This is a genomic window from Zooshikella sp. RANM57, from assembly GCF_050749885.1.
Taxonomy (GTDB): Bacteria; Pseudomonadota; Gammaproteobacteria; order Pseudomonadales; family Zooshikellaceae; genus Zooshikella.
The window spans coordinates 603,485-618,388 of record NZ_JBOIUB010000002.1 but is presented as its reverse complement, the minus strand read 5'-3'; the positions used below and the strand labels follow the sequence as shown (position 1 = coordinate 618,388).

General features: G+C 35.8%; 16 protein-coding genes and 2 pseudogenes. 10 read left to right on the top strand and 8 right to left on the bottom strand.

The genetic code is table 11. The features are described from left to right. Both ACQ96U_RS07425 and ACQ96U_RS07420 read right to left on the bottom strand, forming a co-directional pair. A pseudogene (locus tag ACQ96U_RS07425) lies at positions 1-289 on the bottom strand (hypothetical protein); the annotation flags it as partial. Between the two features lie 136 nt (positions 290-425). Continuing rightward, positions 426-1,295: a polyprenyl synthetase family protein gene (locus ACQ96U_RS07420; protein WP_431720598.1), complete on the bottom strand. Its 870-nt coding sequence runs from the start codon at positions 1,293-1,295 to the stop codon at positions 426-428. A 585-nt stretch (positions 1,296-1,880) separates the two neighbouring features. Between ACQ96U_RS07420 and idi the strand changes: the two genes are divergently transcribed. After that, on the top strand, positions 1,881-2,450 hold the full coding sequence (gene idi / locus ACQ96U_RS07415) for an isopentenyl-diphosphate Delta-isomerase (RefSeq protein ID WP_431720597.1): 570 nt from the start codon (positions 1,881-1,883) through the stop codon (positions 2,448-2,450). A 193-nt stretch (positions 2,451-2,643) separates the two neighbouring features. On the opposite strand, the gene ACQ96U_RS07410 is transcribed toward idi, so the two are convergent. After that, positions 2,644-3,222 carry a HupE/UreJ family protein gene (locus ACQ96U_RS07410; RefSeq protein WP_431720596.1) on the bottom strand — a complete coding sequence of 193 codons (579 nt, stop codon included), beginning with the start codon at positions 3,220-3,222 and terminating at the stop codon, positions 2,644-2,646. A gap of 749 nt (positions 3,223-3,971) precedes the next feature. On the opposite strand from ACQ96U_RS07410, the gene ACQ96U_RS07405 reads away from it, so the two are divergent. From ACQ96U_RS07405 to ACQ96U_RS07385, 5 genes are all read left to right on the top strand, one after another. Further along, entirely contained in the window at positions 3,972-4,781 is an 810-nt protein-coding gene (locus tag ACQ96U_RS07405) for a hypothetical protein (protein WP_431720595.1), read from the top strand. Positions 4,782-4,809: 28 nt separating this feature from the next. Further along, positions 4,810-5,481: an acyltransferase gene (locus tag ACQ96U_RS07400; RefSeq protein ID WP_431720594.1), complete on the top strand. Its 672-nt coding sequence runs from the start codon at positions 4,810-4,812 to the stop codon at positions 5,479-5,481. A 14-nt stretch (positions 5,482-5,495) separates the two neighbouring features. After that, the gene (locus ACQ96U_RS07395) at positions 5,496-6,413 is read left to right on the top strand and encodes a hypothetical protein (protein WP_431720593.1); all 918 of its coding nucleotides are present in this window, start codon (positions 5,496-5,498) and stop codon (positions 6,411-6,413) included. 45 nt (positions 6,414-6,458) lie between these two features. Next, positions 6,459-7,223 carry a ThiF family adenylyltransferase gene (locus tag ACQ96U_RS07390; protein WP_431720592.1) on the top strand — a complete coding sequence of 255 codons (765 nt, stop codon included), beginning with the start codon at positions 6,459-6,461 and terminating at the stop codon, positions 7,221-7,223. A 433-nt stretch (positions 7,224-7,656) separates the two neighbouring features. Beyond that, on the top strand, positions 7,657-8,361 hold the full coding sequence (locus tag ACQ96U_RS07385) for a ricin-type beta-trefoil lectin domain protein (protein WP_431720591.1): 705 nt from the start codon (positions 7,657-7,659) through the stop codon (positions 8,359-8,361). Between the two features lie 296 nt (positions 8,362-8,657). Here the strand turns inward: ACQ96U_RS07385 and ACQ96U_RS07380 are convergent, their stop codons facing one another. The 4 genes and pseudogenes from ACQ96U_RS07380 to ACQ96U_RS07365 all read right to left on the bottom strand — a co-directional run bounded on the left by ACQ96U_RS07380 (position 8,658) and on the right by ACQ96U_RS07365 (position 10,409). Beyond that, a complete protein-coding gene (locus tag ACQ96U_RS07380; protein ID WP_431720590.1) occupies positions 8,658-8,870 on the bottom strand; it encodes an IS3 family transposase in 213 nt (70 codons plus the stop codon). After that, positions 8,867-9,517 (bottom strand): annotated as a pseudogene (locus ACQ96U_RS07375) (IS3 family transposase); the annotation flags it as partial. The gene ACQ96U_RS07380 and the pseudogene ACQ96U_RS07375, both read right to left, overlap by 4 nt. Before the next feature lie 127 nt (positions 9,518-9,644). Continuing rightward, positions 9,645-9,779, bottom strand: coding sequence for a transposase (locus ACQ96U_RS07370; protein ID WP_431720589.1), 135 nt, complete (start codon positions 9,777-9,779; stop codon positions 9,645-9,647). Positions 9,780-9,968: 189 nt separating this feature from the next. Beyond that, entirely contained in the window at positions 9,969-10,409 is a 441-nt protein-coding gene (locus ACQ96U_RS07365) for a hypothetical protein (RefSeq protein WP_431720588.1), read from the bottom strand. 530 nt (positions 10,410-10,939) lie between these two features. On the opposite strand from ACQ96U_RS07365, the gene ACQ96U_RS07360 reads away from it, so the two are divergent. After that, positions 10,940-11,305, top strand: a complete 366-nt coding sequence (locus tag ACQ96U_RS07360; protein WP_431720610.1) for a DUF6713 family protein — start codon at positions 10,940-10,942, stop codon at positions 11,303-11,305. Positions 11,306-11,429: 124 nt separating this feature from the next. On the opposite strand, the gene ACQ96U_RS07355 is transcribed toward ACQ96U_RS07360, so the two are convergent. Further along, on the bottom strand, positions 11,430-11,759 hold the full coding sequence (locus tag ACQ96U_RS07355) for a hypothetical protein (protein ID WP_431720587.1): 330 nt from the start codon (positions 11,757-11,759) through the stop codon (positions 11,430-11,432). Between the two features lie 561 nt (positions 11,760-12,320). On the opposite strand from ACQ96U_RS07355, the gene ACQ96U_RS07350 reads away from it, so the two are divergent. The 3 genes from ACQ96U_RS07350 (at position 12,321) to ACQ96U_RS07340 (ending at position 14,808) form a co-directional block, all read left to right on the top strand. Next, on the top strand, positions 12,321-12,662 hold the full coding sequence (locus ACQ96U_RS07350; protein WP_431720586.1) for a hypothetical protein: 342 nt from the start codon (positions 12,321-12,323) through the stop codon (positions 12,660-12,662). Positions 12,663-12,761: 99 nt separating this feature from the next. After that, positions 12,762-13,184, top strand: coding sequence for a hypothetical protein (locus ACQ96U_RS07345; protein ID WP_431720585.1), 423 nt, complete (start codon positions 12,762-12,764; stop codon positions 13,182-13,184). Positions 13,185-13,995: 811 nt separating this feature from the next. After that, positions 13,996-14,808 carry a hypothetical protein gene (locus ACQ96U_RS07340; protein ID WP_431720584.1) on the top strand — a complete coding sequence of 271 codons (813 nt, stop codon included), beginning with the start codon at positions 13,996-13,998 and terminating at the stop codon, positions 14,806-14,808. Positions 14,809-14,904 lie beyond the last annotated feature (96 nt).

The following is a 14,904-nucleotide window of genomic DNA, read 5'->3' as shown; positions in this document are numbered from 1 at the left end:
TATAAACAAAGCTTAGTGATTGATGAGCGCCTATTTCTAATATTTGTTCTTTACATGAAGGGAACATTTCAGCAGCTTGATGTAAAAAGCTTTCTTGCGGTATTGTGAATGATGGTGTTGCAAGCGATTTAACATCTTCATAGCGGGTGATCACCCAGCATTTTAGTTCCTCATCCCAATAAACCGGTGCTACATTCTGCATCTCTTTATAAGTAGGATAAGGATTTGACACAAAAACTTGTGACTTAAGGTCGAACTTCGGCTGCGCAGTTTTCAATTTTAGGTTCATAACTTTCTTTCCTTGTGTAAAATTGCGAAATTTAACATTGATAGGGCGCAACCGCTTGTGGCTAAAAAAATGGAAAATATTATTATTTAAATAAAATAAGTCATGTTATGTATGTTTTAAGTCTGTTGCTGTCATATTATTGCTTCCGTATAGCCGCAAATACCGCCAGGGAGGCGAGTGCTTGAGAAGCGGGTGAACAGCCAAATGTGTTGAGTGTTATCGTCGCTAATCTGTAGGCACGCTTCTTTGCAGATTCTTGTGCTTTTTGACCCATATCACCGTCCAAAACATCGTCCCTAACCTGAAATATGTACGCAATATCACAAGATAACGATGACAGTTGCTGTGCGGCATATTGGTTATCACTACCTGCAAGTACACCAAGCAGAGCGGCAGCTTCAATCAGAGAGCCCGTTTTCATGTGGATAACTGAATTATCTTTGCCGTATCCCTGAAGATCTTTCATTTGCCCAAGGATCATACCGCTATCTGTCAGTGAGCGAGCCAGAATGGACACAGCCTTACTTGCATTTGGGCCACCTTCTGCAACAAGGCGAAACGATGTACAGATGAGCAAAATTGTGGTGAGAAGCGCTCGTGCCTCTCCGAACTTTACATGCAAAGCGGCACGACCACGACGAGTGTCGCTGTCGTCCATGCAGGGTAAATCGTCAAGAATCAGGGAGCTCAGATGAATTAGCTCGATAGCACAAGCGTAATCTAATGCGTCTACGGCTTTACCTCCCGTAATTTCGCAAGCCATCATTGTTAGAAGAGGGCGAATATATTTACCTTCGTTTTCGATAAGATAATTAACGCAATCCAAAAATTCGGCATCAGAGGCAGTGGCAATTTCGACAAGCCGTGATGTAATAACGCCTTTCCACTTATTGCGATAAGCAATGAATGCAGACGCGTCGAAGTCAAAGGTATCAAGGCTACTTTGGGGCTGCAGGCTTGTGTCACGATTTGAGTTAAGTGTAATAAAGTTGGATATCGCCATCATTCGTTCCCTCGCTGTGGCTTCATCCACACGTGTCTTCAACACGTTTATATAAGAATAGATGATTTGTTAAACACAAATAGGTTATACACAAAAAAAATAATAATTAATACGAAAGTTTTTTGATGGTATTATTGATGTGGTTGGTAACTATCTGTATTAATTCACTATCTTTTTGATTAAATTATTCTAGAGCCTGTTAACACTATTTGAATCACCACTGCCGTAGACTATTTTTTCGCCTAGCAAGATAATCACGGCCCGAAGGGTTATGACGGTAAAAGCACTACTCGTTGTTGCTCATTGTTCATTTAGAACAACTAAACTTCACGCTTCGCGCCTAGATTAGTGCTTTTACCATCATAACAGTGATATTCGAATAGTGTTAACAGGCCCTAGATAACTTTTTGAGTTAAGTTTTTAAATTTCTAGCATGTTTTTGAATATTTATTATCGGCAGAGAGCGTGTAAGATTAGAGGTGAGCGTTTTTATTGTTAATTATTTTGGTTGATAAGCTTTAGGGCTCTTCTCATGTATACAGGTATTGTTGAATATTATTTTACAAATAAATTGATGGCTATGTTGCAATGGCTAGAATGAAACTAAAGCAAGATAACACCAAGGTAATACTTGTCGACGAAAAAGATAATGAGGTTGGCACAATCGATAAGCTTGAAGCTCATGTTCTTGGGCTATTACACCGCTGTTTTTCAATATTTATTGTTAACAGTAAAGGGGATATATTAATTCAAAAAAGATCAGCTTCGAAATACCATTCCCCTGGTATATGGTCAAACACATGTTGCTCACACCCGCTACCAGGTGAAAGTACATTACATGCTGCTCACAGGCGCCTTTATGAAGAAATGGGCGTTGATACATCACTCAAAGAAGTGCTGACATTAATATACAAATTCGAATTACGGTGTGGTTTGATAGAGCATGAGTTTAACCATGTTTTACTAGGCGTAACTGATCGTATGCCACGGGTAAATCCCTCTGAAGTCGACGATTGGAAATGGTGTGATCCAAGAAAGTTGTTAAATGATGCAATCGAAAATTCAGAGAAATATTCCGAATGGATGACGTTAATTTTAAATCGTCTAATAAATGAACAATATTTGCCTATAGCTAAAAATAATCCGAGAAAGGGGTAACGGTCATAAGTTACTACAACAAGGTGTGGGTGTCACATAACTGATTTATCTCCATCAACAGAGTTATCCACCGTTTGTGTGGATAGTTCTGTTGATGATTCTTAGAGGCCTATGATTAGTAGGTTATACGAAGGTTGGTTGATATTTAGTCAGTATGGTTGGGTAGATCATTTTGTGGTCTGATTAAATTTTTTTATGAGATAGCCAAATAGATTCCAGTGAGTGCGATCACGCCACCAGTAAAGCGAGTGGCTTTATGTAAATTTGTTTTCTGCATGAAGATCCCAAAACCTATTCCTGTGACATGAAGCATTGCCGTCGCTAATACAAAACCAACCGTATATAAGACAGCGTTGATCGTGGGTGGAATTTCAGCACCATGAGCATAACCATGAAAAATCGCAAATAAACTGATAATAAGGGCACTATAGTGGAGCGAAAATCGAAATGCCCCGGCAATCAAGACGCCAAGTACCAGGACAGATACTAAAATCCCTTCTTCAATAAAAGGAACTGGTATGCTAAAGAAACCGAAAATGCCACCCATGACCATAACACCCACAAACGTACATGGTACTGCCCACAATGCATACCCACCAATTTGTGCCGCCCAAAGGCCAACAGCCAACATCGCAAGCAGATGGTCAATGCCACTCATTGGGTGGCTCAATCCGTGCAAGAACCCTGATGCTTCTCCAACACCGGTATGAGCCAAAGCTAAACTGGGTAGAACAAAAAACAAAAGCAGGATTTTTATTAACAATTGCTTCACTGACTTACTCCTTGTCAAAATAGGTACGTAAATACTGTAACATCACAGTGTTTTATTCTTTCTTGCAATTTAGTGTCCAGTAATTTTTACAGCTCTGTATTATATTCACTTAAACTTACTATGATATTTCAATATTGGGACATTTAATATGAAAAATGTGTATTACTGTTTCCACCACCTGCTTAGTGAACTCATTTAAGCCCTGCAATCTCAAACGTTGTTATATGCAGGGTTTGGGGAAAAATATAAGGATATCTAGTATCAAATAAAGTTAAACTTAATGAACGACTGTTATTCCCTGTAGTGGTAGAAAATTTATTATAGTGACAAATAAGAATGGTAATACTTTGAATGAAGTGGCTGTTGAATTTAAACAGAAAAAACTAATCGCAAATATGAAATAGGATATTACAATATATTTCAGGGTAGGAAACAGCACAATCAGGTTTTATGGTATAATTATAAGTGTTAACTTTCTTTATCCGGTCATTCATTAATATAGGGTTCTTGAGTTTAATCACGTGAGGGCATATAACGTTTGTGCCAAAGGGGTATAAAAAACTTCACGCTATAGTATAGATATACTTTGTATTGTGTGCAGATATGTCTGTTTATAGATAACTGCTTTTGTGGAAGGATAAAAGGAAAATAAAATACTCGAAATTATAAGTGAAAATAATAATTGGACTTAGTATGGGCAATAAAGTTGCTATAAGACGGAATTGTTATTTTAATTTTGAGGTGTTTTTATGTTAATTGATTCTCCAGTCCATCCTCCTTGTTTTGGCCCTGGATATACAACTGAGATAAAAAAAATAAAAAAATCAGGTTGTTCAGTCGTTGCGGTAGGGTTACAGGGCTCTGAACGTTATTCATTGGTAAACATAGAGAGTTACATTCAATACGTTTTAGATATTTATACTAGTGATGGCGAGTTTTTGCATAAAAGTAATTATACTGATGTTAAACAATGGCAACAAGATGTAGAGGATACTGTGTTACATATTCGGGAGGCTTTTCCATATTCAATTTTTTTTGCGTTGATTGACTTTAATGGCAAACTAATCGGGACTGCACGTGTTACCAAAAAAAATCCATCGTTAATATGTGATCTTGAAGCGACCTCGGATGACGGTCTTCCTATATTCTATTTTTTACCAGATAAATATTCCCAGAAAATAGAGAAAGCAATTAAAAATCCGGAATTATCAAACTTTGTTATATATGAAAGTGGTTCTTTTGCAACAAGTGTACGTTCAATATACCATCGAATAGATGCGTATCGTATTCTTGCTTATCATGTAATGTCTTTTGTTGAGCAATTACATAGGGTAGACCCTAGTCTTGCTGTTATTATTGCTTCATCCGACTGTGCCAAAGCAGGACCAGAAGTATGGAGAAAATTATTAGGTGTCGATATTATACCAATTACTGAAATATGCCACTTTATTGGTTCATCAACTGTTGGCACAGCCTTTGATGTAAATGTACGTCAGAAATTTATTTCAAAGTATCAAGAACCAGATATTAAACCACAGTATCATAAGGTTTTTATGTAGGTCTTACTGTTACATGGGAGAATAAGTCATGGCAGAGGGACGGCCAGATAGAATGCTATGGGACTCACTTTGGATGGAACTCTGTGAAATAAAAAATACATGTAATGGCAGAGAAGCATTTTCAATTCTCGAAAGAGGTTTAAATGCGCTAAAAATAGAACGTTGTTATTGTTCTTGTGTTGCAGGTAGTGGAACCTGTTTTTATCCTACCGCGGAGGTTCACAATTTACTGGGTAATCCTAGTGACATAGAAATTGGCAATAATTCCCATATTCGAGGAGAGCTAATCACTGGTAGAACCGGGGGGGAAATAAAAATTGGAAGTCATTGCTATATTGGTGAACATACACGTATTTGGTGTTTAGAGTCTATTACTTTGGGGAGCTATGTCACAATTAGTTATGGGGTTTCCATTATTGATACGGATGGACATGAACTAGATCCTCAACAAAGGCTTAATAGTCAATGGACTGGACCTGTCCTGCGATGTAGAGACTCGCTTACCCATTCTGACAACATTAAAGTTTCTCCTATCTTATTCGGCAATAATATTTTGGTTTTTCCCAATAGCACTATTTTAAAAGGAGTAACGGTCGGTAGTGGTGCTTTAATCGGTACTGGAAGTATCGTTACTCACGATGTGCCTGCAAACTCCTTGGTGATGGGAAACCCAGCTAAAGTCATAAGAACATTTCATTAACTAAGTAAGCCACTATGACAACTGAACATATCATTCATAGAACGCCTATATTCTCCGATGATTGGTGGTCAGCATTAGAGAATTTTGCTGAACCCAAATTATTCAAGGATAGTTTCAACCCAGCAGACTTTATGTTTAATGATGAGAATTTTCTTGATTTTCTTCGATGCAGAGCGAGTGTAGACCAACATCAGCTTCCTGAACATGATAATTTTTTACGGGTTTTTGTCGATGGAGGATTTCGCTATAAAGAAAAGGCAGAGATACTGAAACATCCACCTGAAAATGGAGAAAAACTTAAACATTATTGTGATAGGATATTTGATGGTAAAGAATACATGATTTTGGCCAATTCAGTTGAACAATTCCTTCCTAATTTGCATAAGAAGCTAATTGCTCTGAATATATATGATAGAGTTTTGCCAAAGCTTCAATTAAAAACGGAACAATCCCTGCATATAAACTGCACTATATTTATGGGAAATTATTCAATGACGCCATTAGGTATTCATCGTGATGATGACTTTTTACGGGGAGGCATTCACTTCCATCTTGGACCAGGGCCTAAAGTAATGCACTTATGGCCTACGGAAGTTTACATCAAAAATACGGGATCAGCTTTCCGTTCATTTGAACTTTCACACAGATTGTTAGCTACCCCTGAGCACAAATGCTTCACTTTAGAAGCGGGAGATTCGTTTTATCTTCCTCAAAATATTTACGCTTCCGGCCCTTATCATGTTGGTTGTCCTCAGGGTTTCTCAATGGCGATGACCTTAGGTTTTTTTTATGAGAATGCTCAAGAGACTTTACAACATGCTCTTTTAAATCTAGTGAGTGATCGTCCAGAATTTGACCAATTAAAAAATGAGGCAATGTGTTTATATTTAGAAATGCTTCGAGAGCACCAAGGCTTTTCTTCGGTTATGTAATGATGTAATGGTTGGATTTTGTATCAATACTTAAGGTAAACAGTCATGGACTACACAAGAAATTGGCCTTATATATCTAAATCTACACAAGATCGTTTAACTCATAAGCGAATTGTGCTATGTGGTGCAGGCCTTGGTAGCATTATTGCTGAAATAGCGGTACGTACAGGATTTAGAAATTTTTTGTTAATTGATGGTGATACTGTAGAAGCCCACAATCTCAATAGACAGAATTATGTTGAAGAGGATATTGGAAAGCCGAAAGTGGAAGCACTAAAAAAAAGGTTGATGGCTATAGATCATGGTTTGAATATAGATTGCCAAAATAAATACGTTACTCGTTATGATGGTAAAAATTTACTTCAAGCGAGCGATATCGTTATCAACTGTTTCGATTTTGATCGTCAAGACTTTTTAAGTTTTGATGATATAGCGAAAAAACTCGGCTTATTGATTATTCATCCATTTAACTTGTGCTGGGCTGGAGGGGCTATTGCTTTAACTCCAGAAAGTGATGACTTTAGTAGTTTACCTAAAAATGAAGATGTTATGCAGAGTCTAGTTAAACATATTTCTATGGCGAGTGGTAATTGCATGCCTTGGCTACAAAAAAAACTAGAATACTTAGCGACGCGACGTGTTGATTATATTGCTCAATTATCAGTAGGTGCTATTTACTCAGCAACGCTTACCATCCAAATTATGGTGCGTTATCTGAGTGAATTGGAAATTAGGACGTATCCTTTTGTTTATATTGCTCCTAATCTTGAGCATATGGTCGATAACTTAACAAGTATAGGTTTTGATTAATGTAAATATTACCTTGGTTATTGTAATTGTAATAACCTATTTTAAATAGCTATCATTAAATGTATCAACCTTTATATAACCAGATCAATGACTACAACTTTATCATGTCAAATCAGTCATTATGAGTATTTGTCACTTCTTCTAGCTTGCAAGTGCCAGTTGGTTAATTAATCCTCATGCGAATGAAAGTATCTTATTTGTCGTTAAATGTATCAAAATAATCTTCTATTAATAATATGGAATAAATATAAATTTTTTTAATTTGCTTATTAATTATTGATATTAGTAATTATGTAATAGTATATTTGTATAATATAATTGGTTTTAATATAAAGGGTGTGGTACGAAGGTGCTGGATGGGTGGTTTTTGATCCGGTATTTTGCTATTAAATCCATAGTTAAACGAGTGATTAAAAGAAGTTTTGGTGTAAAAATGAAAGTTAAAGTATTTTATTTGTTTTTGTTGCTTTCAGTAGTGTTAAATGTATATGCGGGTAACCAATATTATAAAATTATATCTTCAAATAATTTATGTCTTGATGTAGAGGGTAACCAGGTAACCAACTATACGCCTGTTAAGCTTTACCCTTGTCATGGTAGGGATAACCAGCTTTGGTACACAGATAGTCGAGGTAGACTTCATCCAAAGTCTGCTAATAATATGTGTTTAGATGCAGGGTTACCAGGTGCAGGAAATAATACCTATATCAAACACTGTAAAAATCAACATCGTCAAGCTTGGTTTATCATAAACGGTTATATTTATAGCGGGGGCAACACAGACTTTGTTTTAGATTATGGAGCATCGAGTAGAACTGTTTTTTTATCTGAATTTAATGCAAATGTAACTCAGCAATGGCGGAAGGTCTTAGTTCATTCAAACAATAAATCAAATAAATCTTACACGTTTAATAGCGATAAAAATAATAAACAATATTTTTGCTTTAATGATATTTGGGTGAAGATAGGACCTGTATCAGATTTTGAAGTGGTAAATACTTTATGTCCGATTGAGTGTGAAGAAAAAGCTGAACCTGGAAGAAGTACTTATGAGTGGAACGGTAAATGGAAAATTATTTCTGGTTCGGATGGAACACAAACAATCTGTAATTGTCGCACTTGTGTGAAAAAGCACTGACTTTATCATTAAATTTGGAAAACACTGCAGAAAAGCAGGGAGCTTTGTATGAGGTCCTCTTGAGCCAGTACTAAAGTGCGGCAAGGTAAAGTTCTCGAATTTATTAATAGAAGGTTAATATTGGTGGTACCTCAAGGTTTTATGGGTTATAGCCATTTTACCTTCTAAAGAAGTGTATTGTACCGCAGAGGAAGGATATAGTGGCTTAGGCCACGTTTTTAGAGAGTTGTAGAGTAATCACTTTTAACTGAAATACTGATCTTTATCCCATTTAACGGACACCTGTTATTAGGAGTTTACACGCATAGTTGCTCAAACCTAGCCGGTGTTTTATAACCAATAGATGAGTGCAACCTTTGCTGATTATAATAAACTTCAATATACTCAAAAATTATCTTTTTTGCCTGTGCTCGATCACTAAAAGCATAATCATAGATACACTCAACTTTAAGACTATGGAAAAAGCTTTCAGCAAGAGCGTTATCGTAACAGCAGCCTTGGCCACTCATACTACAGATAAGTTTATTGTCCTTAAGTAGTTGTTGGTATTTTTTAGAGCAATATTGACTATCCCTGTTGGAAAATTACGGCGCCATAAGGCCTTTAATAACGCCTCATAGACTAATTCTTTATTGATCAGCTTAGACATCGACCAACCGATGAATTGTCGGCTAAATACGTCAATGAAAATAGCGAGATATAACCAGCCTTGCAGTGTCCAAACATACGTGATATCACCGACCCACTTTTCATTTGGTTTTTTTGCACTAAAATCCTGTTGCAAAAGATTTTCAGCTATCGGTAAACTATGCTCGTTATTCGTTGTGGCCTTGAACTTTTTGGCTTGTTTAGCTCGAAGCCCAAGCGCTACCATCCGTTTAGCAACCCGTTTGTGATTAACACATTGCTTGTTGTCTTTTAAGGCTTTGGTGATACGAGGAGAACCGTAACGGCCTTTATGGTATTCAAATAGCTCGATAATATCGTCACCCAATTGCTGATTACTCTTGATTCTCTGTGTTTCATCTGACTTGCACCATTGATAGTACCCTGACCGAGAAGCATTAAAAACACGGCATTGAAAAGCCACAGGCCAGTCCTGCTTGTTTTGCTTGATAAAGGCATACTTCACAGCTGGTCTTTCGCGAAGTATGCTGCCGCCTTTTTTAACAGGGAATTTTCAGATTTTAGTTTCTTGGTCTCTTCTTCAAGCTCCTTGATCCTCTGGGTTTCTGTTTGTTTTGAGTCTACGTTCATCGTGTGCTCAGCTGTCTGTTGGTTAATCATGCGTAAAGCAAACTAACCCCAATACCTAGCTCTTTTGCAATCGCTATCTTAGGCCTACCTGACTCTAAAGCCAGTCTAACCGCTTCTTGTTTGAACTCGGCTGAATATGTTTTATTTTTCTTTGTATTCATGGGATACCCATAGTTTAGGTGAATATTATCCTAAAGTGGGGTGTCCGTTAAATGGGGGGAAGATCAGCGGTAACAAATTCTCCAGGGAGGAATTTACGGTATATTCGAAGAGTAGTGTTATATAGACTTTGGACAAAGGGACTTGACACCTTATCATTGATGACTGAGCCTCAAGTCACCTATTATAGGTTAAGGTGTTAATGCTTGTTTAAGCTCGTTGGAGTTGGTTGAAATGCTGATATGTTCGATAAACCATTCTCCAAGCTGTTTTTCAAGTTTAATTTTAAGCAACATTCTATTGGCTAAAGTGTCTTCAATAATATAGTCTCTTGAAATAATTATGTTGCCTATTTTTCTTTCCTTACCATGATAAATTTCAAAAACTGAATCGTCTCCAAGCCAATCTACAAACATGGTATCCATTTTAGATAATCTTCTTTTTTTGATTTTAAGATTTTCAACAACAGTGCAATCATTCAAAAGATTTGAGAAACATGATTTATTATTCTTATCTTTAAGGCATTCAAAGAGTTTTTGTTCTCGATTAGCTATTGAGGACTTATCGTTTGAAAAAGCCATGGCAGAAAACATCATAAAAATAACTGCAACTATATAAGTGGTAAATTTCACAGTATATCCTCTCTATGGTATAACGCATGAAATAATTAGTGGAAGATTATATAAAAAAGATTTATTGAATCCAGTGATGCGTTATTGTAGAGCAGATAATCTTCTAAATATGTGAACAATAACTTATAGCAGGCAGAAATTCTAATTACTCAGTTTTGGATGATAAGTGTAACTTGTTGTATTATATAAATCAGCTGTTGTAAGAATTAATAGCCATTCCTGACTTACTTGTTTATATTTTAAGTAATTGATGCTTCCGCAACGCAGGATACGTATACAGGGCGTCACTAAATTGAATGTTATTGGTTCAAAGTTATTTGTTCATGAAACTTTAAACGGAATAAATGCTCATTCGGGTGACCATAAATTGAGCAAGTAATTTAACACAAGCTTGATGCCAGTCAATAACTATGTTGATATTGTGATAACCCGATATATTTAAATCAGCTTTCTGTTGTCTGATAATAAATACCCTTCACGAATCATTTTTAGGGTCTGTTAGCAGGCCCTAGTTGAGGTATGAAGTGAAAATGTTTACCTTGCTATACATTGTAAATGCAACTTTACTTTTATTACATGAGATAGAATCAGCATATGAAAAAGAGTGGGAACTACTCAAACTACCAGGTAAGATCAGTGGATTTTTGCTTTTTCACATCCCAATTATAAGCTTACTACTGTATGGGTTAATTGAAATTGAAAAGGTTACTGCTATTGGATTGATATTGGGTGTTATCTTTGGCGTTGGAGGTGTGATTCCTTTGATAGTGCATAAAGTACTATTTAAGTCATACGATCAGTTTAACCTACCCATATCTAATATTATTATCTATTTGAATAGCTTATCTGGAATTAGCTTGTTCTTGTTATCTGTTAGTCATTGTCTGGTTAAGTAAAGGGGTAAGTCTATTGATTGATATTACTTACCCCATTATAGCTGTAACGAAAGTCAGCTATTTTTTTGGCACGTTGTGGAATCAGAAAGTCAATATGGCTGGTTAGATACCAGCGCTTGATTAGTTATAAATTCTTGGTTAATACTCGTATTTTATAATGCTTATAATCTTTATTTAATATCTTTTTAAATAAGTAGATAGATATTGGTAAAGTTATCAAGTAACCTAATACGACACCTATAATACCACCTAGCTCTGGTTTGCCTAAAATACCCACTATCAGTCCACCAATGGCCCCAATGATTGCCCCGCCTAATAACGATATAAGCATAAATCTCCATACATAGCTCCACCAAACCCTGGTGGCAATAGACCATGTTACTTCGACCATATTGTCATCGACTTGATTAACTAGCTCTGATGATGGATTCTTATAAATATTTGTGTTGCTCATTTTTTATACAGCACCTTACTTGTATTAAGCCCATACTTCAAACAATTAGTGAGCAACATTTTAACGCAAAATATTACACGATTGTAGTCTGCACATTAAATATCATCCCCTGGCCTCTACTGCTCACGGTGCTCCCAGCCCCTGTCATTCAGTAAGGTATGGTTATCGACTATTTTGGGGGAGAATATTACTACTCATCTAAGAACGTGTCTTAAAAATCAAAATTTAAACAATTCTCCTAACTAAAATATGCAGTATGGCTATGTGGGTCATTGTTCACTATTTTCTGCTAAAACTTCATAGTCCTTAGAAATGGAGAGAATAACACAACCATAATTTTTAATATTATATGGGTGTTTTTTAAACTGATAATTAGTTTTAACCTTGGTGTGCGTTAGTTTGCTCAAATCATTTAAAGATTTTCTTTCAGTAAATTTACAAGTATTTAGGCTTTTTTGTTACTGGAATGGTGAAACTTCAAATATTTAATTATCTACTCTTCTAATTAGGTATACACACAAAAGTTTATGAATGATAAAATCGGCTTATCTAAGGAGGCTAATGAAGCATACTTGGTGCAGCGGAGGCAGAATGGATACGCTATTTTACTTAAACCTGCTTTCGTGGAGGCAACAAATGGCCGTCTTTTATATTTCTTATAAACCTCATAATAAAGTAACGGATGATTCTGTGAAAGCTTTTTTATTAGGTGTTGGGGCTATAAAAGTCATGGAAGCTTTATGGGCACTGCAATTACCAATTACTATTGATAACATAATCCGTACGATAAAATCAAAATTTCCAAACCAAGAAGACAAGTTTTTAGTGATTAAAGCTGGAGATGTCAGAACTAAATCTTATTTCGGTCATGCGCCAGGTAATCAACTTCACATTCGAAGGTAACTGAGCAATATCCAATAAACTTCTAGTAAAATCAAAGACTGAGTTGATTGTTTTTGTCTATAATTTGCTAAATGAAGGTTGATTTTGTTAAGGTTTAAAATGAAAGTATACTTAAAAATTATTTTTTTTACTTTTCTGGTGGCGTCTTTTTATGAAAAAGTATTTGCTTCTGAGAAAAGTCTACTAGATGACTCTGAGCTAAATCAAATAGTATCTTTAGTCTTAAATCATCAAAGGATTTTAGCATATTTACATCCAGAAGTACCAGGTAGGGTGCCAGTAGTTATCGCTTTAACAAACCCATATAGTTTTAGACCTATCAAACTGAAGATGTTTGGTAAGCCTATCATAATGGCAACGAATCGAAGTCAACTAGGAACGGCTGTAAAACTTAAAATTGAATGCTCTGTTCAAATATGCAACGTAGGTATACGCTACGATCCTGAGGGAATGTTTGGTAATTTATCACTTTCAAAGAGGGACAATAATTGGTCCGTTAAGAACGTGGAAATTTTTGAATGATTTATTGCGATATTTGTGCCACACAATAGCGCAAATAAATAAACAGCTATTGTATTTCGATTTAGCACAATGACAAACAAAGGCTGGATAACGCACATCGAACTGTTTGCCGCAAGGATACGGCAACCAAGCCTCCAGGGAAGGATTTACGGCGTGTTAGAAGGGCGTTATGTAGGCTTTGGGCAAAGGGATTTCAAAAACTATTTTTAAAAAGGTTTAATTATATGCGATTGCCCTAGCAAGCCTACTTACTCTTTCAAGTTTTTCTCAAGTTTTATTAAAAAAGTGACTTGACTCCTTTTTTTTAGCGAATAGCCATAAAAATCGAAGGCAACGACGCCATTCGTGAAAAAAATTGGTTTCATAAAATCTTATTTTAGGTAAAAAACTCAAAGCATAAAAACCTTTGTCTGCGAATTTATCGAGGTAAACGCCGTCTAAAATATGACATGCTCCAAAGCAAAAAAATACGATCAGGTTGGTTTCTACGATACTATGTGTCATCTTTAAAATTATGCATATTTGAAAGAAATAACGGAGAAAGACTATCCGTTTAAATCCGAAGTGTGATTAATCACTAAAGACAGCTGTTCGGAGCTTGAGTATTTAGCTTCAAAATACTCAACTATCATCGCTACATCTGCTTTCTTGCTCTATAAATATCCTTAGTGTTTATCTTCCAGTACACCAAAACCCTACTCAGATGTTAGTAATTACTAGTCATATAGGTCTTTATTTACGATAGGTTGCAGCACAACTAGGAGTTATAAACTACTATTGGGATGTGCTCTTTTCATTTAGGAGAATAAAGATGGCTAGGCAGTACATGGGGGAGTGGATAGAAAAACAAAAGCCATACTTACTCTTGCTGCTTACTTTTATATTGATGAATGTTTTTGCTTCTAAAGCTTATACAGATGTTGGTGCAACCCGTGTTTACATTGCTGAGTTGTTACATTGGTCGTATGATAATAAAGGCGTAGCCATTGAGTTATTTGATAGTTTTGATCCCTCATTTCGACGCAAGTTTATGCCCATCACTTTGCCTTTAAAGCGGATTATAAATGGTTATCATCGGACTATTGAAAATGATATTGAAGCCTGTTATATCGGTGAGTCAAAAGATAATGTAGAAAAGCTGGGTTTTAATATAAATAGAATTTACTCTAACCCAATTACTGTTACAGATGTCGTTGCATTAACACTTAAGCAAGAGAAGATTATCCGTAATTGGGAAGAGTTACAAGATAAAAATATTGGTATTATCAGAGGCTTGAGCTTAGATATATTTAGTCAACAAAAAATCAAAAACATCACAAAAGTAAATACGTTACAATCTCTTTATGGTATGTTAAAAAATCAACGGTTGGATGTAGTGATATCTTTTTTTCCAGATGCTAAAGAGTTACTGGTTAATACTCACCATGATTTTACTTTTGTTATTAATCGTTACTACGATACATTCCATTGTGAAAACACTGAAGCAGGTCGTTACAACGTTGAACAATTCAATACACAGTTATCCTTGGCAATTAATGATCGTCGTTATGAGGCTATATTAAAAAAGCACTGGAGTGTAACCTCTGAATACTTAATATTAATGAAGGGGCTAAGTGGCAAATGAAAGTAGTTGATCGTCACTCCGATTAAATTTGCCAGAAATAGAAATAATTAGCTGTAAAAGATTGCTTCGTATCAAGTTTTGATGCTTGCTACTACC

Excerpts from the sequence above, each read along its gene's own strand:
- ACQ96U_RS07420 (WP_431720598.1), bottom strand. The coding sequence starts at position 1,295 with ATGATGGCGATATCCAACTTTATTACACTTAACTCAAATCGTGACACA.
- idi (WP_431720597.1), top strand. The coding sequence starts at position 1,881 with ATGGCTAGAATGAAACTAAAGCAAGATAACACCAAGGTAATACTTGTC.
- ACQ96U_RS07405 (WP_431720595.1), top strand. The coding sequence starts at position 3,972 with ATGTTAATTGATTCTCCAGTCCATCCTCCTTGTTTTGGCCCTGGATAT.
- ACQ96U_RS07400 (WP_431720594.1), top strand. The coding sequence starts at position 4,810 with ATGGCAGAGGGACGGCCAGATAGAATGCTATGGGACTCACTTTGGATG.
- ACQ96U_RS07395 (WP_431720593.1), top strand. The coding sequence starts at position 5,496 with ATGACAACTGAACATATCATTCATAGAACGCCTATATTCTCCGATGAT.
- ACQ96U_RS07390 (WP_431720592.1), top strand. The coding sequence starts at position 6,459 with ATGGACTACACAAGAAATTGGCCTTATATATCTAAATCTACACAAGAT.
- ACQ96U_RS07385 (WP_431720591.1), top strand. The coding sequence starts at position 7,657 with ATGAAAGTTAAAGTATTTTATTTGTTTTTGTTGCTTTCAGTAGTGTTA.
- ACQ96U_RS07380 (WP_431720590.1), bottom strand. The coding sequence starts at position 8,870 with ATGAGTGGCCAAGGCTGCTGTTACGATAACGCTCTTGCTGAAAGCTTT.
- ACQ96U_RS07370 (WP_431720589.1), bottom strand. The coding sequence starts at position 9,779 with ATGAATACAAAGAAAAATAAAACATATTCAGCCGAGTTCAAACAAGAA.
- ACQ96U_RS07360 (WP_431720610.1), top strand. The coding sequence starts at position 10,940 with ATGTTTACCTTGCTATACATTGTAAATGCAACTTTACTTTTATTACAT.
- ACQ96U_RS07355 (WP_431720587.1), bottom strand. The coding sequence starts at position 11,759 with ATGAGCAACACAAATATTTATAAGAATCCATCATCAGAGCTAGTTAAT.
- ACQ96U_RS07350 (WP_431720586.1), top strand. The coding sequence starts at position 12,321 with ATGAAGCATACTTGGTGCAGCGGAGGCAGAATGGATACGCTATTTTAC.
- ACQ96U_RS07345 (WP_431720585.1), top strand. The coding sequence starts at position 12,762 with ATGAAAGTATACTTAAAAATTATTTTTTTTACTTTTCTGGTGGCGTCT.
- ACQ96U_RS07340 (WP_431720584.1), top strand. The coding sequence starts at position 13,996 with ATGGCTAGGCAGTACATGGGGGAGTGGATAGAAAAACAAAAGCCATAC.